Below are 22857 nucleotides of genomic sequence, written 5' to 3' on the forward strand. Positions count from 1 at the left end.
GCCGCTGTCGCCAAAAATCCTCTGAAGGCGCCAGCAATTCATGGGCGGCAGTTATGCTCTGCGCCTGTTCATCGCTCAAAATTGGCAGGCGATCACCTTCATTCAGATTGGAATGCCTGGCGAGGTCTCGCGCGTCCAGCGCCTGACCATCGGAGCTGCCAAAGCAAACCTCAACATCCTGCGTACCCGTCGCCACCCGCCAGTGGCTGGAGTGGATTTCAAGCAGGCAACCTGCCGGAATGCCCGAGCGTCGAGGCAACACCTCCAGGCGTCTGACTGTGACAACCTCATCGCCTACGAGCGCCTTGGGCAGACACAATGGATTGGGATGATACGGGCCAAAGTCTAGGGCACGCGTCATCGCTGACAGGTCTTGCGCGGATCGATCCCATCGCAGACAGCCTGCCGCATCTGGGCGTCGACGTCTTGGAAAATAGCTTCTGTTCACCAGCGCTTGCGGATAGGCGGTAAGCTCTCCCTTCGCCAAACCAGTTAGAAGCTCGCGGAAGCCCTCGATCGCGGCCTCATAACATTTGAGGTTCAGGGTCAGTGCCGTATCGGTGGGCGCAATCAGCACCTGGCGCTGAACCACGACGTCACCCGTATCAACACCATCATCGAGCCGATGCCACGTGATGGCATACTCGCTCTCCTGGGCCAGCAGCGCCCAGTGCGTCGCGTGAGTTCCTGCATACCGTGGCAGTGGACCGTCGTGGAAATTGAAAGCACCTTGTCGCGCTCGCCCAAACACGCCCGGTGGCAATATAAGCGGATTGGCAACGGAGAAAATGCAATCCACCGGCTCGGCCTTCAAACGAGAGCAGAGCTCGTCAACACTCGCAATACAGGGGATATTGGCGCGAGCCGCCCACTCTGCGAATATAGCGTCGCCACATAGCACTGCGCGAATGTCGTGGCCCACCTCCATTGCCAGCTGCGCGCAGCTGATAGCAAGCGTACCATTGCCAACAAAGACGCTGGAGGAGATTGATCGCGCTGCAGGTTGTGGCCTATCCCGATCGCCCGGTTCGCAAGCGCTTGCGCGCTCCGGTGAAGAGTGAGGTGCCATCTTCATCCCTCGGCCAGTCCATCCACTAAGCTGGGCAGTTCCCTCCCCAACCGCCGCGCCACATAGCGGCCTAAACCTGTCACACTGGTTCGGATTTGCTCGGGAGTAACCGCGCTGAATGCTAATCGAATCCGGCAGTCTTGAGAGTTATCCAACGCAAAGAAGCTCATCGGCATAACAATGACATTGTAACACCTTGCACACTCGTCCGCGCTGTCCGCGCCAAATCTGAAAGGAAGATCAAGAGACAGGAAAAAGCCGCCAGAGGGTCGATTCCATCGAATCTGCTCGGGGAAAGGCGAAAACACACTGTCCAGCTGACGCACCATGACGTCGCGATTTGCACGATACCAATCCAGCGCGGGGCGAATCCAGCCACGCAAGCTTACTGCCTGCTCGATCAAGAGTCCCGCTACAATCGCTTGTGTAATATGGCTTGTATTGAGGGTAATGAAACTCTTGAGCTGGACCAGGTTTTCCCAAAGTGCCCGGCAAGCGCGCGCGTCTCCAAATATTGTATCGGGCAGTATCGCAGCTCCCACGCGGAGAGCTGGGCTCAAGGTCTTGGAGAATGTGGACAGGTAAATAACACTTCCTGCCTCATCCAAAGCGGCCATCGGAGGGATCTCATCACCTTCATACCGAAATAGCCGATATGGATTGTCCTCCAGAACGATAATCCGATTTCTTGCGCACACTTGAAGGATATCGCATCGTGAGGCCTTATCGAGGACGCGCCCGGTCGGATTGTCAAAATCGGGAATGAGGTATAGAGCGCGGGCCCTCCGACCATTCCGGCGCAATTGTAGGACGGCGAGTTCGACTGCCTCTGCAACGCAAGGCGCTGAGTTGGACAATGCTGCAACGGCGACCCTTGCGGCCTTACCTGCACCGGTCGCACCAATATACGTGGGATTGCAGACTAGGAGCACATCCGCAGCTTCAGGGCACAGCGCGGCGAGGCAGAGTGCGAGCGCTTCCTGGCATCCTGAGGTGATCAGTACGCGATCCGCCCTCGCGGGAACCCCCTCATCAGACCGGACCTGTTGCGCAACGAGCTCGCCGATAATGCCGGCGGTTCGTCCATACTGCAGCAAGTGCGACAATAATTGCCCGCCCCCGTGACCGCCAGCTGAATAGCGTTCATATACCACTAGCGCATTCAACAGCACCTGGGGGTCGAGCTTGTCGAAGAACCGCTCACTCGGTCTGCCAGACGCCAGCGAGACTGCCGAGGGAAACGTGCTCGAGACTTCGTTCAAAAATTTCATAACTGAACATTGCGATCTGTGATCCAACATCGAACCCTGCGTAGGACTATCGGCGGGCTGAGGACCACACCAGTCTCAGAGCGACGACATCATTGAGGCCCAAGGGCTCACGCATTTTCACGGTTTATTCGCCAGAATGATCAAGCTGATCAAAAAGGCACCCATCGTTTGATGGATGAATCCATGCTGCGCGCCTGAGTGCATGTCTTCGAAGCTGAGCCGCCTCTCAAAGCGAGAGGACTCGCACCCTATGAAGTTGGCAAACTGCGTCCACGCACACCTAGAGCTGACCGGATTTTTGGTAGTCATGAGACGATTTCTCCTCAACCGCGACCCAGATACACCATGACCGTGCAAGTGCCGTGCCAAAGGAAAATCATGCCAAAACAATTAAGTGGCGCTACTAAGATGACTAGTGTCCGACATTGTCGGACATTGGACGCAAGCATCTGAGGAAGGCTCGAGTTTGTCGCGCGCGTTCGGGTTGTCGGACAGGACGCTGCCAGGTTCAGGCCAGAAGCTCTAAAGGGGGCAGAACAAGATTAGTGCGAAATCGTACGTTTAGCTGAGAAACTCTTCTCCAGATCGGTGCTCGTTCCCAAAATTGCGCCCTAGGTAGCATTCCCTGCCTAAAAAATGATATTCGGTACAGGCGGTAAACTACGGAAAACATGCACAATTTCGGTTAGCGTACGATTTCTCACTAATCTTGTTCTGACCCCATAGAGGTGGGAGCATGAGGAACTGTGGGGCAGTCACGTTGCGGCCGACCAAACGGGCACTTTCCGTGGCGCGGTTCCGGCCCGTTCAGAAAGCCTCCGCCACCAACCGCCCCACAGTTCCTCATGCTCTCCGGATCTGGTGGCACGACAGGTAAACGACAACTCCTGAGGCGATCATACCTTGCGCTCCGCGCGCATGATCCTGACCAGACGATCGGGATCCCACTGCTTCAAAGCGCGTGAACCTGACCGGCTTGACCTGCCCCCTGTCAGCGGCGAAACCGCTCCAGACGCCAGCGCCTGTTTTTTCCGTTGGCATGTTAAATGCAAGTCATCGACAAACGCGCTCACACTGAGCAGAAATTGTCCCACGACCACGCAGAAATGGACCATTCCCGTACGCGAGGCTACTCATGTGTAATCAGGCTGTTAGCAAGCTTATGGCTTGATCATTAAATTGGCTGCGTCACCTAAACAGAAGGACTCAAAAAAATGACTTATCCCGTGGGTTCGCCGTGTGATGGCTCTCTGAAAGTATCTATCGAGGCAAATGGCCATCATGACCCTCGATTACACAGCATTGATCACATAGCTTTGGTGGTTCATAAACTAGATGACGCTATCCACCTGTTTCAAGATGTCCTTGGCTTTAAGCTTAGGCGGCGTTTGCATATAAAGGGTAAGGAGACTGGGATGGTGTGTGCGGACATGGTTCGGAACGACATGTGCTTTGTACTTTGCCAAGGCACAGAGCCAGAGTCGCAGGTGTCTCAACTTGTCCAAAATTACGGGGTAGGTCTAGCTCATGTTGCATTAGCTGTCGACGATGTGTCGGCGGCGGTCAATACGCTTAGAGCGCGGGGATTGTCGTTCGACACGACCATTATTGAGGGACCTGGCCTAACACAAGCATTCTCTTCTCGATGCCCTAATACGGGGATAAGCTTTGAACTCATCCATCGGAACGGAGAGGAAGCATTTCTTGAAAACAACGTACAAGAGCTTTTCGAGCAGCTTGAGCAGGCTGGAAAATACTGATCGACGAGGTGTGGTCCCCTCGGTTTCTATAGCGATGCTGGTGATCCGACTTCAGGCGCGCCCGCCGGCCTACCAGGGTCCCAAAAGACTGATCGAAGGTGGCATTCCGACAAAAGCGATCGTAGCCTAGTCGCCGTCTCCAAATGCGCCGATCACCTCACTCTCAACAGACTGCCAAAAATCTGCAAGCGGCGAGACATCGCTCTCGACCGTTAGCGCTCAAACAACTCCGTCGAGAACCGGCCCGCCCGATCCTGCGGAACGCGAAGCTCCAGCACCCCGACCCGCGTCACCAGCTTGCGCTCGTAATAGCCGGACCGGTAACTCGTCCGCTCCGCCGTCCGCTCGCCTTTCTCGGCCCCGATCGCCTCCGTCATCTCGGCTTCAAGAACCTCCTGCACGACACTCTGCAATGCCTGGCGAAAGCCGTCCTCATCCGACAACAGCAACGCTTTCAACTCGCCTCTGCTCAGTCTAACTTCTCGATTGGTCATGGCACTTCCCCTTCCACGGGAATCGGTGATCGCAACGTCACCACCGTGCCATGGCCGCTCGCCCCTCAGAGCAAGCGCCGTTCTCTCTCCAAAACTTTTTGCAGAACCTTCAGGACACTGTCGTCGTTCCGGCGTAGGAGACATTGCACAGCTCGTATGACCGCGTTCCACCGCCTCCTAAACAGCAAATCGTTTCTTTGATTTCAAGATAAGGCAAACCATGCAATCACCCCCTTGATGTCAGGTTCCTGTCAGGAACTTCGCGTAAATCTAACAACGGTCGCGTCGTGAACCCAACCAAGATGCCGCTGCCTGGTTCAAGGGATGGGTCGGGACCGGGGTATAGTAGCGCGCGTAGCGTCGCTCGCCGGCTTGGTGGGTCATTCCACCAACGCTCCGATTCGTGCACGGTTTTCGGAACTGAGCGACGACGTGGCAGCGAGTTCCGCGGATCTCCCAACGTCAAACAAGCGATCGGCGACGGCGTCGCGCACCTCCTCGTCATGGAAGATGCCAACGACGGCTGTGCCGCGTGCCTTGGCCTCGCAGATCAATTCAACCACCGTTTGCCGGTTGGCGGCATCGAGAGACGCAGTCGGCTCATCGAGAAGCAGGATCGGATAGTCGACGATGAAGCCACGGGCGATGTTGACGCGCTGCTGTTCGCCGCCGGAAAAGGTGGCGGGCGCCAGGGACCAGAGGCGTTCCGGGATGCGCAGCCGGGTGAGCAGGTTTTTGACGCGTGCCTTGGCCTCGTCGACCGGCATCCCGTTGGCGACTGCCGGCTCAGTGACAACGTCAAGAGCAGTGACGCGCGGAATGACACGAAGGAATTGGCTGACATAGCCGATGGTGCTGCGGCGGATCTCAACGACCTCCCAAGGCTCTGCGGCCACAAGGTCGACAGGCTGGCCAAGGTGCTCCAATAGAATCTGCCCGGCGTCCGGCTTGTAGTTGGCATAGAGCGAGCGCAGCAGCGTCGACTTGCCGGCGCCGGACGGCCCGCGCAGGCAGACGCATTCGCCGGCATTCACCGCAAGGCCGATATTGTTGAAGACGGGAAGCACGATTCCGCCCTGCGCATGCAATGTGAAGGACTTAAAAAGACCGACGGCGCGAAGAGCAGGGTGCTTAGGTGCTGGTTCCATTGGATGTCCTCTTGAGGAAACGTAAGTTTCTATTCAAGTCAAAAGACCTGTCGGCCCTTGTTCCAGACTCTTCGAACGATGGGGGTGTCCGTAATCTCGATCACGTGGCAGAGATCAGCCCGCGTCCCGATTTTGATGGCGCCGCGATCGGCAAATCCTACAGCTGAGGCCGGAGTCAAACTCGCGGTCGAGATCGCATTCGACAGACTCATGCCAATTGGATCTCGAGTGAGTTGGAAGGCTGCATGCATCAAGCTCGCCGGAACGTAGTCGGAGGCAAGAATGTCGAGGTGACCCGTCGAAGCCAGCTCCCGAGCGCTCACATTTCCCGAATGAGAGGTTCCTCGCACGACATTCGGCGCTCCCATCAGAACACGAACGCCAACTGATTGAGCCGCCTCAGCGGCAGCCCGCGTCGTCGGGAATTCAGAAATCAACACACCAGCGGCGTCTGCTTTGTACACATGATCGGGTGTCTCATCGTCGTGGCTGGCGACAGGAAGTTGCCGAGCGCGGGCAAGAGCGATGATCTTCTGTTGATTTTGGGGGCCGATCGTCCGGGACGCATCGATCCATTCGGCTATTCGTCGATCAGCATCTTCTTCCGACCAGCCGTACTGTTTGATCTGCGTCTCCCGGAATCGGCTGAGTTGAGGCGACTGGCGATGACCTGGTGCATGGTCCATCACCGAGACAAGTTTGAGCAGCGGATTATCGGCCAGTGGTTCGAGGCTCGAGACCACTTCTTCGTCCGTAACCTCACAACGCAGATGCAGGAAGTGACCCACGCGGAGCAGGCCCAGATCCTGGGCGTGCCTGATGCCGTCGATGAGAAGTGGCAGAATGCGAGCCCGGTCATCCTTCTTGGAGTTATCGCGGGTTGTCGATCCTATGCAAAGCGAGTCAAAAACCGTCGTAACGCCCGCTGCGGTCACCAGGGCGTCATGGGCCGCCACTGCCGCAAGGCGGTTCCAGATCACATCGGGGCGAGGCAGGGCATGTTTTTCCAGATTATCGGTGTGGAGATCAATAAGCCCAGGCGTCAAGTAACCGCCGTTAAGGTCGATCGCTCCGGGGACTGCACTTCGCCCAGGGCTAATGTCTTCGATGCTGCCGTCCACGATGTGGATGGTGCCGTCATAGGTCTCGTTGGGCAAGACTAACCTTGCGCCGGTCAATGTCAGTTCATTCATGCCATGTTTCTTCGCTTCACCATTAGAAGCGATGCTGCTTTCAACGAACATCAGAGCACCGAAGAGACGAGAAGTTGCGTGTAAGGATGGTGTGGATCGTCGAGAACTTGGTCTGTGAGGCCAGTCTCGACAATGTTACCCCGCCGCATCACGATGATGCGGTGTGCTAACAGGCGGGCGACGGAAAGATCATGCGTGACTAGAACGACTGCAACACCGATGTTCATGACCAACCCTCGCAACAGATCGAGAAGCCGCGCTTGAACGGACACATCGAGGCCGCCCGTTGGTTCGTCCATGAAAACAAGGCGCGGCTTAGTTACCAGGATTCTGGCGATCTGCAGACGTTGCTGCATGCCGCCGGAAAAGGTCTTTGGACGGTGATCGGTGCGCGAAAGATCAATCTCGACCCTGCCCAGCCACTCTTGAGCCTCCTTTCGTATGTGACCGTAGTGCCTTGCACCGATGCCCATCGGCCGCTCTCCAATATTGCCACCGGCGCTGACGTTCATTCTCAGTCCATCCCGCGGGTTTTGATGGACCAGCCCCCAGTCGGTTCGCATCAGCTTGCGCCGCTCCGGCTCTGTGAGGGACAGAACATCCGTTGGTCCCTTGTCGTGCATTTCATACAAGACAGAGCCTTTGTCCGGCGCCATTCCTCCGGAAAGGCAGTTGAGCAAAGTCGATTTCCCGGACCCCGACTCTCCGACGATGGCGATGATCTCACCTGGGAACAGTTCGAAGGAGATGTTGTCACAACCCAATGTCTTCCCGTAGGCTTTCGAAAGATGGCGAACGGAAAGAAGCGGCTGGCGACGAGCGGGCGTCATCGTGGTTGTTGCTCCCATCATGACTGGGATACCTTCGAATTGTTCGGGGAGGAGAGCGGTCCGCTTGTGTCGCCGAGGGCAGGGCCCTCATGCCCGTGTTCCCGTCGCGCCGAGCAGTAGTCGGTGTCCGAGCAGACGAACATCCGATGCCCCTTGTCATTCATCACGATCTCGTCGAGATAGCTTTCGGTCGCTCCGCACAACGCGCAGGTTTGTGTCCATCGCTGCGCACGGAAGGGATGGTCATCAAAATCGAGGCTCCGAACCTCGGTATAAGGCGGGACGGCGTAAATCCGCTTTTCGCGACCGGCACCGAAAAGCTGAATGGCTGGATTGTTACATATCTTTGGATTGTCAAACTTGGGAATGGGTGATGGCGACATCAGGTATCGCTTATTCGTCATCACGGGGTAGCTGTTCGTTGTGGCAATATGGCCAAAACGGGCGATGTCCTCGTAAAGCTGAACGCTCATCAGACCGTATTCCGAATAAGCATGCATTTTACGCGTTTCCGCTTCCCTCGGTTCCAATCGGCGCAATGGCTCGGGCGACGGCACCTGATAGACAACTATTTGTCCTTCTTTGAGAGATGTCTCGGGCACGCGATGACGGGTCTGGATAATCGTGGCCGCACGGGTCTGTTCCGTTGTTGCGATGCCAGCGACTCGCTTGAAAAATCGACGGATCGACACGGCGTTCGTCGCATCGTCGGCACCCTGGTCGATCACCTTTAGTGTGTCGTCAGGCCCTATGACACTGGCCGTCAGTTGGATGCCACCCGTCCCCCATCCATAGGCGAGAGGCATTTCGCGGCCGCCAAATGGAACCTGAAGGCCGGGAACGGCCATCGCTTTGAGAATGCATCGCCGGATCATCCGCTTAGACTGCTCGTCAAGGTAAGCGAAATTGTACCCGTTCGGGCGAGGCGCCTCGGTGGCTTTGTCTTGATTGGCAGTCATTCCGCAGCTTCCTTCTGTGACGAGCTGCCGCTTTGTTCTTCACGCAACTGTCGTATGAACTGAAGGTCGGCTTGGAAATCAACGTAGTGCGGCAATGTAAGGTGCGAGACGAAACCGACCGCCTCGAGATTGTCAGTATGGGAAAGAACGAATTCTTCATCCTGGGCGGGGAATTGCACCTCTTCCCCATATTCCCGGCAACGCAACGCCCGATCGACGATCGCCATTCCCATCGCCTTGCGCTCGCTGTTTCCGAACGAAAGCCCATATCCGCGCGTGAAGCGCGCGGGCTGATCTTCGGAGCCGCCAAACAAATCGAGCATCTGGCACTCCGTGACCATGATGTCGCCGATGGATATGGAAAAGCCGAGTTCCTCCGGCGTTATCACAACAGCGACTTCGCCGACGCGGGTTTCACCTACATAGGGATGAGCCGAGCCGTAGCCCCGCAATGCGGAGTAAGCCAGGCCCACCACAAAGCCCTCATCGCCTCGCGCAAGGTTCTGCAGTCGCTGATCACGCCCGGCAGGCAGGGTCGGGGGTTCACGCGTCAGGTCGAAAGCGATTTGGCTTTCGGATTCTGGCGCTTCCGAGTCGATCAAGCCCTCCTGAGAGATGCTGTCAAACGCACGAGGAACGTAATCATCGAGAGGTTCGTCTGAGACGTTTGCCTTGATCTGCGCATCCTCAGCAGCGTCGAGAAGATCGAAATCGAGAAGCCGATGGGTGTATTCGTAGGTTGAGCCGAGAACCTGCCCGCCGGGAATGTCCTTGAATGTCGCTGAGACGCGGCGCTGGACCGCCATGCGGGCGGTGTCGAGTGCGTCCGAAACCGCAAAGCGCGGCATGGTTGTGCGAAACGCCCTGAGGAGAAAAATTGCCTCGATGGCATCGCCCTGCGCCTGTTTCAGGGCAAGAGCGGCGAGTTCTTTGTCGTAGACAGAGCCTTCGCACATAACCCGGTCCACTGCCAGACCCATCTGCTCGGATATCTGGCGAACGCTCAGATCGGGGAGCGAAGTATCCCCGCGTCGGTCTTCTGCGATCAAACGGTGCGAGTTCAGGATTGCCTGCTCGCCGCCCTTTACGGCAACATATGCCATCTAATTCTCCACCGAGATGCTGCGAGGAAGAGCGACGATGGATCTCTCACATGTGAAGAGGATATCGACGCCGATGGGATACAGCTCATGGTTAGCTCCCCACTCGTCCCAAAACCATGTCGGAAGCCCTTCAATTGCCGGGGAGATTTCATCGGGGATACCTGGGCCTGACCAACGAACTGATGGCCCTTTGGAGAAGGACGGCACCTGGATGATGACAGTGGTCGATCCCTGGGGCACCAACTCCGTTCCAAGAGCGAATGCCGCCAAAGGCGGCATCGCGGCAGGATCAGCCACCACGGCGAATGTCGCGGTCACAGCCGTGCCTGTGAAGGGCACACCGCAGTGAAAGCCGAGATAGTCGCGAACAGGCTTCAGATTGGACGCAGGATCGAGCCAGATCGGCGTCTCAAAGTCTGCCAGCGTCAGGCAAATCGAGGCCGAAGCCGGGCCAAGTGGTCCGATCGCAGTCGTTGCGCAGGACAATGTCTGCGGGCGACCTACATACGCGTACGCATCCAGGATGCGCCGAAAAGTGTCCTGGCTGTCGAAAACGGGATTTGGGAACCCAGGCTCGATGCCAGCAGTGTCCATTACGTCGATCATCCGGGATCCGTGCCTCGCGCCATTGCAAAGAAATTGACCCTAGTCGAAGCCGCTTTGCGGCTTTTGAGATCGCCGCTCGTCGCCTGCGCTTGCGAAAACTGGGCGACGAATTGAAAAGCGCGGGCCGCGGTGTCATCACTCTTTTGAAGAAGCGCATCGAAAACGGCCGCCAGTTCCGCGTGACGCTGGTCTCGACCCATGACAAATGCGAAACCCGTCGTGCCGTCTGCGAGCTTGAGCGCACATCGTGTCATCGTGACCTCACCAAGATTGAAAGGTGAGCCCGTTCCGCCGGCGCGACCTCGCACAAGCACCAGACCATTCTCCGGCCTGCGCAGCCATTTGAATTGCGGAGCGACGGCAAGATCGGCAAAAGCCTGTTCAAGTTCCGCGCGGCTCGCACGGGCAACGATCGCCATCCACCGCTGCCGTTTTTCAATGTGACATCCCACGGCCGTTCACCGCTTCTATCCACCACTAGGTCGTGGTTGCTTCGCTTCTATTACACGACACCTAGATATCTAGGTATCTCAAAGTTTCTTAAAGGTCGAGTGCTACGGTTTTATGACAAGGTGCTCTTTCGAACAGTCACAGGAATTCTGCCGCACCCTTCGCCGCTGCAGACTCAGAAGGCGCCTTGCCACAAAGCGTGGCCACTCAGCCCTCGGGCTCGATAAGATACTCGTATCTGTCGCTTCGGATGACACTGAAGGCGTATTTGATCGGCAGGCCATCGGGAGTGATGTCGACATTGGTCTCGAAGAGGACTGGGCTCGACGACGATATGCGCAGCAGTTGAGCTTCCTGCGCCGTCGGCCTACGTGCCGTTATGCGGGTCCATTTCCGCTTGTACTCCTTGATGCCGCAGCGCTTCAATGCCGCAGTGAAAGAGTTCAGCCCCTCGAATGCTGCCGCTAGACCGGGCACCCTGTCCACTGGGTGGAAACTCGATCCCGTCGCCAAGGGCCAGTCGTTGATGAACGAAACCGTTTTGACTTCAGTCACCAGTGCCGATGGAGCGATGTTCAGATGCTGCGCAATCTCAGCGTCGACGGAGACCTGATTGATTGCCAGGATCTCTCGCCTTACCGACTTGTTCTGGCCGAGGAGCTTGTACGTGAATCTGGGATCACTGTTCAACCTGTGTGAAACGAAATCTTCGGCCACAAAAGTTCCAACCCCGTGCTGGACCCGCAGGGCGCCCTCGGTTTCCAACGCCTTGATGGCGTTTCGAACGGTATGGCGGTTGACGCCAAAACGTTCCGCGAGGATTAAGTCGCCAGGCAATCGTCCGTCCTCGAACGCACCCGCATCGATATCACTGAGGATCCCACTGCGAACCACTTCCCAACGCTTCATTGCTCATCGCTTTCCTCGCCGATCCGTGACTTTGTGCCGAAGACCAGGACATAAGTCATCAATATTGTCTCTCGAAAAGCGGGCGATCGGGGAATATCTCAAGCGGAAGGCCGAGAATCGAAGAAACCGTTGGTGCGAGCCGGGTCGCTCCTGCTTCTGCTGCTACACCCTTTGGTACGCCGACACCCGAAATGATGCAGACACGATCATCTGCTGGCTTGCCCGGCCGAAAACCGTGGGTGGATTTGTATTTCGGGCTCCCCAGCGGTTGGTCTTCGGGATGGCCAGTCGGAGCGTCCTCAAAGTCATAGCCTTCGGGTGCCACGAAGGTCGCGATCTTCTCACGCAATTCGATCGGCAGGTGGTCGCTGCTCCAAGGCTCGGCACCATATTGTGACAGTCTGTCGGCTATCTCCTGACGTTCCTGTTCGTCTGCTACGAGAACATGGAGGGTGGCACCTTCCGCCTGCCACACCTTTTCTGGAATAATCAGACCCGGAAAGATTGAGCTGTTGATGTTTCCGTGGCCGTGATCGCTTACGACGCAGATCGCATAGTCCCTGAGCCGGCTCGTGCGACGAAGACTGTCGAGACAAATACCGACAAGCGAGTCCGCGAAGGTCATCGCGAAATGCGCTTCGTCGCTCCCATAGCCGAAATCATGTTGGAATGTATCCGTGACGTTGATCTCCGTGATCAGGAGGTCGGGCGGCTCTTGCGACTTAAGCAGTGCCGCCGCAGCTCCAACCGTAAGTTGGTCGCCGATGAGCATCCCTGTGATTTTGGACACGGCGTCCGCGCCGCCAGTCTCGGGCGCGTATGACGGAAGGGGCACCGAAGCCAGACGACCGCGCGGGTCCTTGACCCTCAGGAGTGTGGAAACGCTTCCATCGCTGGGAACCTTAGTGAAGCCATGGCCCCGCAGCCAGCAGGGCGGCACATAGATGGATGTGTCTTCCGGCTCGACCAAAGCGTGTCCGATGCAGGCCACGTCTAGACCGGCGCGTGTGGCAAGGGTTGCGACGGTGGGAACGCGAACGTGCTCGACTTCGGAGGCGACGAAGGCGCCCCCATCGAGGATGCGATTACCGAAGATGCCATGCACTTCGGCTCCGGCGCCAGTCACGATGGAGGCTCGGCCCGGCATGGAGGTTCCAGGAACAGGGGAGCGCATCCGCCGTACGGTATATCCGTCCTCAGCCAGCGATGCCAGGTTCGGCAGTCGGTTCGGATAGGTTTCTAAATAGTCGGCGCTCACACCGTCGATCATGACGAGTAGAAGTTTAGGATTTGCCATTTCAAATCGGTCCGTTTCTGAAGGATTAACGTTTAATACAGGCTGCCCAGTGTCCGGGAGAAAGTTGCCGAAGATCCGGCGTGACCGTCGCGCATTCCGCGCTGGCGATTGGACATCTCGTCCGAAAGACGCAGCCGGAGGGCGGTGTCACAGCGCTCGGGACTTCGCCTTCCAGTACGATCCGTGTTTTGCGAAGCCTTGGATGGTCGACCGGTAGCGCCGAGACCAGGGCTTCAGTGTAAGGATGAGCGGGCGCGTCCCGAAAAATCGCAGGAGGTGCAATCTCCACCACTTTTCCTAGATACATGACGACGACCCGGTCGGCGATGTGGCTCACAACGCGCAGATCATGGGAGATGAAAAGCATCGTCAGCCCAAGCCTATCCTTTAGATCAAGGAGCAGATTGACAATTTGGGCCTGAACCGAAACATCGAGCGCCGATACCGGCTCATCGGCGACAATGAAGTCCGGCTCAGTGGCCAATGCCCTGGCGATGGCAATCCGCTGGCGTTGCCCGCCGCTGAACGCGTGGGGGTGACGCGAGGCATGTGCTGGAGCTAGTCCAACTTGCGACAAGAGTTCGCCGATCCGATCGGTCCGCATCCGCTTTGTCATATGACCGTGGTGGATGGACAGCGGTTCACCAATGGCTTGCCCTACGGTCATCCGAGGGTTCAAGCTGCTATACGGGTCCTGGAACACCATCTGCATGTGTCGGCGAAACGTACGCATCTCGGCCGCCGGCAAATGCGCAAGATCGGCCCCATTGAATAGGACCTGTCCGGATGTTGGCTCGACGAGCCGCAGCAGGCTTCGACCGAATGTTGTCTTGCCTGAACCGGATTCCCCGATCAGGCCGACTATCTCACCACGATCAATGGAAAGCGAAATTCCATCAACCGCCTTGATCGATCGTCTCGGACCGAATGGTAAGACGGTGCGAAGCGGAAGATGCACGCGCAGATCGTCGACCTCAACCAGCGGATTTCCTCTGATCGGGCCTGATGCCGCGCCGCCGTTCGCCCGGTCAATGTGGCCAGTATGAGCATTCATGCGACAGTCTCCCACTTGTCAGCAGCCTGTGGGATTTGGCGCCAATGCAGACAGCGCACGCGATGGCCTTGTGTGTCTTCGAGACCTGGAATTCGGCTGGCACAATCGCTTCGTGCATGGCTGCAGCGGGGGCGAAACGAGCAGCCGGCGGGCAGATCCGCGAGATCCGGCGGGCTGCCGGGCAAAGCTGAAAGCCGCCGTGAGACCCCTTCCTGCAAGCGCATCTGCGGGCGCGCCTTCATGAGGCCCTGAGTGTAGGGCATCCGCGGATTGTCGAAGATCTCGGTGACATCCCCTTCCTCGACAATCCGGCCGGCATACATCACCAAAACTCGGTCGGCGATCTCGGCGACGACGCTCAGGTCGTGCGTAATGAACAGCAGTGCCATGCCGGTCTCCCGCTGAATGTCGTGAATAAGAGCGAGAATTTGCGATTGCACGGTCGCATCGAGCGCGGTGGTCGGCTCATCGGCGATCAGCATCTTGGGACCGCATGCAAGCGCGATCGCGATCATCGCTCTTTGCCGCATGCCGCCCGAAAGCTGGTGCGAGTAATCGTCCAGGCGCCGTCCAGCGTCCGGGATGCCCACGTGATCGAGCATCGTCCTGGCCTGGCGTCGCGCCGCAGTAGCACTGCATCGTCGATGCGTTCGGAGAACCTCGGTGATCTGCTCGCCGATCGTGTACACCGGATTGAGCGCCGTCGCGGGTTCCTGAAATATCATGGCAATCTCGTTGCCCAGGATGCCGCGCTGACGACGAGGGGAGAATTGGAGAAGGTCCTCTCCTTGATAAAGGACCTTCCCCGCAACAATGCGCCCCAGCGATTTTGGAATGAGATTCAGGATGGAAAAAGCAGTCGCCGATTTGCCCGATCCAGATTCACCGACTAGGCAGACCGTACTTCCCTTTTGAACCGAGAACGAAACATCTTCGACTGCTTTGACAGTGCGACCTTGAGTGTGGAAATGGGTGCGCAGTTTTTCGACGCGCAAGAGCTCGTTCTCGTTCATCCTGGACTCACCTGATTGCTGAGGCTCTCGCGGTTCACTTCGTGAAGTGAATGTTGTCTGGGCGAAAATCCATCGTGTAGTCAGTGTTCGGGAGCCACTGAATATTGGATTTGACCCCATAGAACTCCGGCGCACGATACAGATACGTGCCGGGCGCTTCTTCCTCGAAGATGTCGATCATCTTCTGGTAGATGTCGTGCCGACGCTTTACATCGAGTGTCGTCTCGCCCTGTTCGGCCAGTTCGTCGAAGCGCGCCTCGTCCTTCCAAAGATCCTTCGTCCAGGTCATGTAGAGCGTGACTGCAGGATCTGTCGGTACGACCCAGTCCGAGCTGTTTCGCACGGTCAGGGCCGGATCATCCTTTGTGAGTTTGGTCCATCCTTCATCCACGCGAACACTGGCATTCACCCCAATCGCTTTCCACATCTCCACGACAGCTTCCGCAACAGCAACGCCATTGGTGTAATACACCGGGTGCGTAATGTAGTAGATCGGTTGCCCTTTGTAAGATGATTCCTTGAGCAACTGACGAGCTCGATCCGCATCGAAAGGCAGCGTCGGGCGATTGGGATCATAAAGCTCGGGACCCCATGCCTCGTACTGCGCCGAATGCGGAACCGTGGCTTTCCCATCCCATAGGGACTTGACGAGCAACTGGCGGTCGATCGCAAGATTGAGCGCCTGGCGCAACTTCTTGTCAGCCATTACTGGATTGTAGGTATTGTATTGGATGAAGTGATGATTCATCAACACGCTGCGAATCTCGCAGCAGCCCAGGCTTTCCACAGCCTTCAGTTGATCCGGCGGAAGGCTGTTGATGATATCCACCTCGCCATTTGCAAGCGCGGTTATTCTTGCTGAGACCTCCGGTATCGACTTGAAGGTCAACGCGGAAATTGTGGGGCGTCCGCGAAAATAGGAGTCATTTGCTGCGAGTTCCATACTTTCGTCGGGCTGGAGTTTTACGAAAGAAAAGGGACCGGTACCAATCGGCTTCTGACCGAAGCCGGCCTCTCCGACCGACTCGAAATAAGCCTTCGGTACGATGTCGCTGGAGTTATAGGCCAGCAAATGAAGCAGAACAGGGCTAGGTTGCTTGGTGGTGATCCGCACGGTCAGGGCATCAACGACATCGACCCGTTCGATGACCTTAAGAAGATTCCTCGCTTCGACATAGTCGGACGCCGGATCGAGGATACGATCGAAGGTAAACTTTACGTCGGCGCTGGTGAGCGCCTGGCCATTATGGAAATGGACGTCTGGCCGAAGAGAAAACTCCATGGTGCGGTCATCGATCCGCTTCCAGCTTTGTGCGAGGCCCGGAATGAGCTCATAGGCCGTCCGGTCCTTGCTTTTGGAGAAGTCTCTCCCAACCAGCGTGTCGAAAACATTATAGGTGATGGGAAAGTCCACGTTTCCCAGCGCCAGGCCGGGATCGAAATTGGCCTGGACCGTATTGACGCCGACGGTAAGTGGCGGTCTCGTCTCGTCCTGCGCCACCGCGAAGGTCGGCAGCAGCATAGCAACTGCTAGAAGTAGATATCGCATTCGGGTTCTCCAAAAAAGATGGATGATGTTAGGCATTCCTGCAGGAATAGAGGGAGGGCTGCACCATTACGTGCGGCTCCGAGGATCAAGAACATCGCGCAGCCAATCACCGATGATGGATGCTGCGACCGTGATCATGACGATCACGACACATGGCATGATGGCGAGCCAAGGGGACGAGATCAGGTAGTTTCTTGCCTCGCCAAGCAGCGAGCCGAGAGAAACATTTGGCGGCTGAACGCCGACGCCAAGGAACGAAAGGGAGGACTCTAGAACCACCATTTCGGCAAAGCTCAAGCTGGCTAGGACGATGATGGGTGAGAATGTGTTGGGAAGTATGTGACGTATGGCAATTCGCCAAGGCGACGCACCGGAGCAGCGAGCGGCTTCGATGAAGCTGCGCCCTTGCAAGGCGTGCACCTCTCCACGGACCACCCGGGCGTACTTGTAGTAATCGGAAAAGCCAACGATCAGCACCAAAGCCAGTGGATGCGTGCCAACAAGGGCGACCGCTGTAAGGGCGATCAACGTCGTCGGCACCGCGGCCTGTGCGTCGACAACAGCGGCGATGCACTGGTCGGTCCACCCTCCCGCGGTCCCCGCGACCAGTCCACTTGATGTCCCTGCGATGACCCCGATGAGAACGCCGGCACCAGCTATAAGCAATGTCGTGCGCGTTGCGAAAAGCAGGCGAGAAAGCACATCGCGCCCAAGATGATCGGTTCCAAGGAGATAATCACTTGCACCGCCGGTGAATATCGGCAGTCGAAGCCGACTCAAGAGGCTCTGCGTGGCAACGTCATGCGGAGCGATTGCGGGTGCTGCAGCAGCCAACAGCACGATGACGAAAAGGAACAAGAGCGATATGATTGTCACTGTTGGCAAGCGGTCACGTCGCCTCGGAACGGACACGCGTTCATCTCCGAAACCGTCAGCAGCCAATTCTGAAGCGTCAGTGATTGTGTTGGTCATGATCACCTCCCACGCACCCTCGGATCCAGCAAACCATAGGCAAGATCAACGAGAAGATTGGCCAAGATGACTGTTGCAGAAAAAACGAGGATCCCGAATTGAAGCATCGCGAAATCACGCTTCATCACGGCCTCAATCACCAGCCGTCCCACGCCCGGCCACGCAAAAACCGATTCCGTCACCACCGCGCCCGCGATCAGGCCCCCGAGTTGCAGCCCAAGGATCGTCAGTACGGGCAGAATGGCGTTCCTTAACCCGTGTTTCAGCACGACAACGGCCGGGCTTAACCCTTTGCTGCGGGCGTAGCGGATGTAGTCCTGTGATAAGACTTCGAGCATGCTGCTGCGGACGAGCCGCGATATATTCGCGGATGCCGCGACTGCAAGCGTGATGACGGGAAGAATCATGTGCTTCCAGCTGCCCATGCCGCCACTTGGCAGGAGCTTTAAAGACAGGCTGAAAATCAGGATTGCTGCAATGCCGACCACAAAATTGGGAATGGCCTGCATCACGACCGTTGCAGTCGTGATCGAACGGTCGAAAAGGGCGTTGTGATGAAGTGCAGCCCAAAGGCCGCCGCCTAAACCAATGGCGATGGACAAGACGAAAGCGGGAATGGTCAAAAGGAGGGTGTTCGGAACCCGCTCCGTGAACAGCTCGACCACCGGCCGGTTTGAAAAGAAGCTCCGTCCGAAATCGCCCCGAAGGAGGGCTTCACCATAGCGCAGATATTGCGTGGGAATGTCATCATCGAGTCCAAGCTTTGTTCTAAGCTCGACACGTTGCGCTTCCGGCATTTCCGGTGGAATGAGGTAGGAGGTCGGATCGCCTGTGAGGCGCGTCGCGACAAAAACGACCGTAAGAATGGCCCACAACGTGAAAGCGTTACGCAGGGCTCTTGATAGGAAAAACATCGAAGTTCCTTGTCGCAGCAGTATCAGTTGGCCTGGAGAAGCCATCTGCCTTTTAGATGACCAGATGTCTAGGTATCTCCATAAAGCTCCTTTGTTACGTCTTTGTGACTAGTTCTTACGCGCCGCGCAGGGGATGGTGCCGGACGAGCTGTAGCGGATATCCTCAGGTCCTTGGGGGCTTGAACGATCGCTGATCGTAGAGCCCGTTCTTGTCGAGGCCTCGCTCATTCCAGGTATCGGTGTGCCGCTCGGATCGAAGACGAGGGTCGGCTTCTTGATCACGAACCGCGGCTTGGAAGCCGCCATAAACTCGAAAGCTGGTCGACGGCTCTTTGGCGACGCGAAGGCAGGGCCTGCGCTGGAAAAGCTACTTGTTCTGGCCAGCCTCGTCATGGGTTGACGACAAACTATCCAAGGAAGACACGGCCGAAATTGCAAGGACGGGATCCAGAAAAAAGTGCGCATCCTTCATGGTTGGCGTTTGCGCAACGACCGGCGTCCTGAGATTACGCAGGTTGCGATAGTGCCGAAAGCTGGTCGAAACGACCTACCATCCCGGCATTACGCACACGCGAAAAAATCCCGTGGCCCTGCTCGGTTGCGGCGCGACGAATCAAGGTGAAATATGCTCGGAACCGACCGGCAGAGGCAGCCTAGTACCGTTCCACAGAGATTATGACTCCTTGACGGGATAGGCTTTGCGGAGTTTTTCGCGAGCCTTCTCGGTGGTGAACATCCACTGGATCTGAGCGCCTTCGGCGTTGCGCCGCTGTTCCCAAGCGGCGACCTCGGCGAGGATCGTTTCCTTGTCATCGATGCGGCGGTCCAAGCATTGGCTGCGCAGGACGCCGATTTCGATTTCCACCATGTTCAGCCAGCTGGCGTGTTTTGGGGTGTGATGGAACTGAAGCCGCTTCAGCACCCGGCGAGCCTCCGGTGCGGGGAAGGCGTCGTAAAGCGCCCCAGCTGAGTGGGTGGAGAGGTTGTCCATCACCACCCGGATGATCGGGGCGTCGGGATAGTCGACGTCGACCAACTCGCGCATGCACTCGGCGAAATCTTGGTTGGTACGCCGGTCGGTGACTTTCACCCGGCGCCAGGGACGGTGGGCGTCGAGGAAGACGAACAGATTGACGGTACCGTTGCGGCGATATTCGCAGTCGTAGCGCTCAAGCTGGCCCGGCTTGGCGGGAATGGGCTCACGCACCTCGCCGATGAGTTGGGTCGGGCTCTCGTCGAAGCAGACCACAGGTCTTTGGGGATCGGGCGCCTCGGCATAGAGGTCGAGCACATCCTCCACGCGGGCGACGTATTCCCCGTCGGCCTTGGGGATGCACCACATGTCTTTGCGCCAGGGCTTCAGATGGTTCTCCGCCAGCCGTCGACGGACGGTCTCAGAAGACAGCTCTTCATGGTCGGTGAGCCGTAAGCGCCAAGCTGACCCCATCTGGCGCGGCTTGAGGTGATGAGCGAGACATACTGACACTGAAGCAAGGAGCCGAGGAGCTTGCAGTGTCAATTTCTATGTCTGCGCCTATGCCTGATGATAGAAGTTTCCATGTTCTTGAAGCGGTTGCCAACCGACTGGAGGCAAGCCCGCAGCGTCCGCGCCGGCGCTGGTCGGCGGAAGCGAAGTCGCGGCTGATCGAGGCGACACTGAAGCCGGGCGCGAATGTATCGGCCATTGCCAGACAAGCGGGGATGGCGCCGGCCCAGCTGTTCGGCTGGCGGAGCAAGGCGATCAAGAGCGGTGCGGTCACGCCACACAGGATGCGGAGCGGCTCGGCTTTGTCGAGGTCACGCCGACAGCGTCTGCGTCGGTGGAGATCGAGCTGGGTGGCGTGGTCATTCGCGCCGGTGCCGATATCAATGAGGAGCAGCTGGTGCGGATTATCCGGGCGGTTCGCCAGGCATGATCCCGGCTGGCGTGAAGGTGTTGCTCGCCAGTCATCCCGTCGATTTTAGAAAAGGTCCGGACGGCCTTTTGGCACTGATGCGCGATGCCGGCTCGGATCCATTCAACGGCGCACTTTATGTATTCCGCGCCAAAAGAGCGGACAGGATCAAGATCGTCTGGTGGGACGGCAGCGGCGTGTGTCTTTATGCCAACGATCTGCATTCATACTACGTCCCTTTCGTCTTCAGTTGAGAGTTTTTGCCTGGCTGGCATTTTGCCTTCGTGCGGCAGCGCGATCGACGAGCCGGTTCCATCGGCTGCATTGTTTTTGCGGTAGATCCGAAACGGGAAGTTCGTACAGGCAATAGTGCCCGTTGTAGGCGTGGCTGGCGATGAGGCCATGTTTGGCCCATCGGGTGACGGTGTGCTCGTGGATATTGAGACGCGCGGCCGCTTCCTGTTTTGTCAGCATTCCACGTTCCCGCAGGCGGTCATAGCGAGAGCGCAGCTTGTATTGGTGAACGAGATAGGCAACTCGCAAGGCCGTGAAGCGGGCGGTGTGGTGACCGCGGCGTGCGGCCTCGCCGGGACGGTATCCTTGCTGGTTGAGCAGTTCTGCGATCTCGGAATAGATGTGGTCGTCGAGGAGTTTATCGACCAGTTCGACGATGCCGGGCTGCGTCTTGACCTGCTGGGCGGAAGATTTTGGGCTCAAGGTTGTGAGCGTCTGGATCTTGCCGCCTTTGAATCGCACGTGAACCTTGGTGGTTCCTTCCGCCGGCAGCTTGACGAGAGTGACATCCTCGATGATGTGGGCAAGGAGTCGCTTGCGTTCGCGGTTTGGTGTGTCGGGATCCGCCCAGAGCTTGTTGAAATCCACCGTCATTGCGACCAGCCGCTCGCGGACAGCTTCATCAAGGATGAATTGATCGTGCTCCCGGGCACGCTCACGCTCTTCGCGGGCCTTGGCCAAAATACGGAGCTTCTCGTTCCATTCGCCTTCGAGCGTGTCGGCGACGAGACGATTGTCGGGATCGACCAGCATGAAACGGCGCTGGGCGAGATCGGCCTCGATCTGGGCGCGCTCGACCGCGCGACAGCGCAGCCGATCTGCTTCTTCATGCCGGGCTTGGATCTCCTTACGGACGTCGAGCGCCAGTTCGACGGCGGCCGGCGTCATCTGCTCGGCAATCAGCCTGCCGATGGCTTCATCGACGGGAGGCCCGGCGATCGACTGGCACAAGGGGTCACCGCGATAGGTATGGGCGCGATCGCAGATGTACCAGGCTTCCTGTCGGCCGCGCCGGGCAGCGTAGCGAACCCGGAAATGCCGGCCGCATTGCCCACATACCGCCCGACCTTGCAGCAGCGCCGGGCCTTCTCTTGGGATTGACGCTCGTGCCGCGTCATATCCTTGGCCGTTCGCCTTGAGAATCTTCAGGTTCTCCTGATGTTGTTCCCAGCTGATATACCCGGGATGCGCATCGGGAATGCAGGCCGGCCAATCATCATTGGTTCGCGCACGCACAGTCTTCTTGCCGTCGATGGTGCGCCGATAGTGTCGCCGCCCATAGGCATAGGCGCCGGCGTAACGCGGATTGTTCAGGACGCGCACCGCGGTCGATGCGGTCAGCGGCCGAAACACCGTCTGACTGTTGTGCAGGCGTGACGGGAACAAAAGGCCTTCCGTGCGAAAGGCCTTGACGGTCTGGGAGGCGGATCCGACGCGAGCGAACGTCTCGAAGAAATGGATGATCGTCTCCCTGACTTGCGTGTCCGGATCGAGCACCACATTGCCGGAATGGTCATAGACCAGCCCGGTTGGCAGGGGACAGCGAAACTCGCCGCGCCTTGCCTTGTTGAGAATGCCTCCGCGCAGCCGTGCCTTGATCACATGCAACTCTGCTTCGCTCATGGTGCCCTTGAGACCGAGCAGGAGCCGGTCGTTGAAGCCTGCGGGGTCATAGACGCCGTCTTCATCGAGGATCAGGGTGTCGGCAAGAGCGCAGATCTCCAGCAGGCGCTGCCAATCGGCATTGTTCCGCGCCAGCCGGGAGACTTCCAGCCCCATCACGATCCCGGCGCGCCCCATGCCGACGTCGCTGACCAAACGCTGAAACCCCTCGCGCCAGGCCGCCGAAGCACCGGATTCACCCTGATCATTGTCGACGACGATAATCTGCTCGTCCCGCCAGCCGAGGGCGACCGCACGTCCACGAAGCGCATATTGCCGCCTGGCGCTCTCGGTGTTCTCGATGACTTGCCGCATCGAGGATTGGCGGATGTACAGGTAGGCGCTGCGTTCGACGTGATGAGGCTGGACTTTAAGGTGCGCATTCATGGTGACCTCCGGTCGTGGATGCTCATGG

20 protein-coding genes and 2 pseudogenes are annotated in these 22857 nt (G+C 57.8%); 3 read left to right on the forward strand and 19 right to left on the reverse strand.

The genetic code is table 11. From position 1 onward, the window contains the following. Both NKJ23_RS28340 and NKJ23_RS28345 read right to left on the reverse strand, forming a co-directional pair. On the reverse strand, positions 1–814 hold an 814-nt coding region (locus NKJ23_RS28340), incomplete at its 3' end, for a formyltransferase family protein (protein ID WP_352683910.1). Positions 815–1071: 257 nt separating this feature from the next. Beyond that, complete coding sequence (locus tag NKJ23_RS28345) at positions 1072–2340, reverse strand: aminotransferase-like domain-containing protein (protein WP_352496101.1); 1269 nt, start codon at positions 2338–2340, stop codon at positions 1072–1074. A 1214-nt stretch (positions 2341–3554) separates the two neighbouring features. Between NKJ23_RS28345 and NKJ23_RS28350 the strand changes: the two genes are divergently transcribed. After that, on the forward strand, positions 3555–4100 hold the full coding sequence (locus tag NKJ23_RS28350; protein ID WP_352496102.1) for a VOC family protein: 546 nt from the start codon (positions 3555–3557) through the stop codon (positions 4098–4100). 215 nt (positions 4101–4315) lie between these two features. On the opposite strand, the pseudogene NKJ23_RS28355 reads toward NKJ23_RS28350, so the two are convergent. The 16 genes and pseudogenes from NKJ23_RS28355 to NKJ23_RS28430 form a co-directional block, all read right to left on the reverse strand. After that, positions 4316–4594 (reverse strand): annotated as a pseudogene (locus NKJ23_RS28355) (transposase); the annotation flags it as partial. A gap of 380 nt (positions 4595–4974) precedes the next feature. After that, a complete protein-coding gene (phnL, locus tag NKJ23_RS28360; protein ID WP_352496103.1) occupies positions 4975–5742 on the reverse strand; it encodes a phosphonate C-P lyase system protein PhnL in 768 nt (255 codons plus the stop codon). A gap of 38 nt (positions 5743–5780) precedes the next feature. Continuing rightward, entirely contained in the window at positions 5781–6986 is a 1206-nt protein-coding gene (phnM, locus tag NKJ23_RS28365) for a phosphonate metabolism protein PhnM (RefSeq protein WP_352496104.1), read from the reverse strand. Beyond that, a complete protein-coding gene (phnK, locus tag NKJ23_RS28370; protein ID WP_502902579.1) occupies positions 6986–7783 on the reverse strand; it encodes a phosphonate C-P lyase system protein PhnK in 798 nt (265 codons plus the stop codon). Before phnK ends, phnM begins: the two co-directional genes overlap by 1 nt. Beyond that, positions 7783–8724: an alpha-D-ribose 1-methylphosphonate 5-phosphate C-P-lyase PhnJ gene (locus NKJ23_RS28375; protein WP_352496105.1), complete on the reverse strand. Its 942-nt coding sequence runs from the start codon at positions 8722–8724 to the stop codon at positions 7783–7785. The genes phnK and NKJ23_RS28375 overlap by 1 nt, the downstream gene beginning before the upstream one ends. Further along, positions 8721–9827: a carbon-phosphorus lyase complex subunit gene (locus NKJ23_RS28380; protein ID WP_352496106.1), complete on the reverse strand. Its 1107-nt coding sequence runs from the start codon at positions 9825–9827 to the stop codon at positions 8721–8723. The genes NKJ23_RS28375 and NKJ23_RS28380 overlap by 4 nt, the downstream gene beginning before the upstream one ends. Next, positions 9828–10433, reverse strand: a complete 606-nt coding sequence (gene phnH / locus NKJ23_RS28385; protein ID WP_352683914.1) for a phosphonate C-P lyase system protein PhnH — start codon at positions 10431–10433, stop codon at positions 9828–9830. Then, the gene (gene phnG / locus NKJ23_RS28390) at positions 10430–10852 is read right to left on the reverse strand and encodes a phosphonate C-P lyase system protein PhnG (RefSeq protein WP_502902577.1); all 423 of its coding nucleotides are present in this window, start codon (positions 10850–10852) and stop codon (positions 10430–10432) included. Before phnG ends, phnH begins: the two co-directional genes overlap by 4 nt. Positions 10853–11090: 238 nt before the next feature. After that, the gene (gene phnF, locus NKJ23_RS28395) at positions 11091–11792 is read right to left on the reverse strand and encodes a phosphonate metabolism transcriptional regulator PhnF (protein ID WP_352496108.1); all 702 of its coding nucleotides are present in this window, start codon (positions 11790–11792) and stop codon (positions 11091–11093) included. Positions 11793–11850: 58 nt separating this feature from the next. Beyond that, positions 11851–13089 carry an alkaline phosphatase family protein gene (locus NKJ23_RS28400; RefSeq protein ID WP_352496109.1) on the reverse strand — a complete coding sequence of 413 codons (1239 nt, stop codon included), beginning with the start codon at positions 13087–13089 and terminating at the stop codon, positions 11851–11853. Positions 13090–13114: 25 nt separating this feature from the next. Next, the gene (locus NKJ23_RS28405; protein WP_502902580.1) at positions 13115–14086 is read right to left on the reverse strand and encodes an ABC transporter ATP-binding protein; all 972 of its coding nucleotides are present in this window, start codon (positions 14084–14086) and stop codon (positions 13115–13117) included. A 53-nt stretch (positions 14087–14139) separates the two neighbouring features. After that, positions 14140–15156, reverse strand: a complete 1017-nt coding sequence (locus NKJ23_RS28410; protein WP_352496111.1) for an ABC transporter ATP-binding protein — start codon at positions 15154–15156, stop codon at positions 14140–14142. A gap of 34 nt (positions 15157–15190) precedes the next feature. Next, positions 15191–16678: an ABC transporter substrate-binding protein gene (locus NKJ23_RS28415; RefSeq protein ID WP_352496112.1), complete on the reverse strand. Its 1488-nt coding sequence runs from the start codon at positions 16676–16678 to the stop codon at positions 15191–15193. A gap of 93 nt (positions 16679–16771) precedes the next feature. Next, positions 16772–17677 carry an ABC transporter permease gene (locus NKJ23_RS28420; RefSeq protein WP_352496113.1) on the reverse strand — a complete coding sequence of 302 codons (906 nt, stop codon included), beginning with the start codon at positions 17675–17677 and terminating at the stop codon, positions 16772–16774. A gap of 2 nt (positions 17678–17679) precedes the next feature. After that, the gene (locus NKJ23_RS28425) at positions 17680–18591 is read right to left on the reverse strand and encodes an ABC transporter permease (RefSeq protein ID WP_352496114.1); all 912 of its coding nucleotides are present in this window, start codon (positions 18589–18591) and stop codon (positions 17680–17682) included. A 673-nt stretch (positions 18592–19264) separates the two neighbouring features. Continuing rightward, positions 19265–20014: pseudogene (locus tag NKJ23_RS28430) on the reverse strand (IS630 family transposase); the annotation flags it as partial. 113 nt (positions 20015–20127) lie between these two features. On the opposite strand from NKJ23_RS28430, the gene NKJ23_RS28435 reads away from it, so the two are divergent. After that, positions 20128–20556, forward strand: coding sequence for a transposase (locus NKJ23_RS28435; RefSeq protein ID WP_352496115.1), 429 nt, complete (start codon positions 20128–20130; stop codon positions 20554–20556). Beyond that, positions 20504–20740, forward strand: a complete 237-nt coding sequence (gene tnpB / locus NKJ23_RS28440; RefSeq protein WP_352496116.1) for an IS66 family insertion sequence element accessory protein TnpB — start codon at positions 20504–20506, stop codon at positions 20738–20740. The genes NKJ23_RS28435 and tnpB overlap by 53 nt, the downstream gene beginning before the upstream one ends. On the opposite strand, the gene NKJ23_RS28445 is transcribed toward tnpB, so the two are convergent. After that, entirely contained in the window at positions 20733–22829 is a 2097-nt protein-coding gene (locus NKJ23_RS28445) for a recombinase family protein (RefSeq protein WP_352458900.1), read from the reverse strand. The two genes, tnpB and NKJ23_RS28445, sit on opposite strands and share 8 nt — an antisense overlap. Positions 22830–22857: the final 28 nt, after the last annotated feature.

This window comes from Mesorhizobium sp. M0184 (genome assembly GCF_040322215.1).
GTDB lineage: Bacteria > Pseudomonadota > Alphaproteobacteria > Rhizobiales > Rhizobiaceae > Mesorhizobium.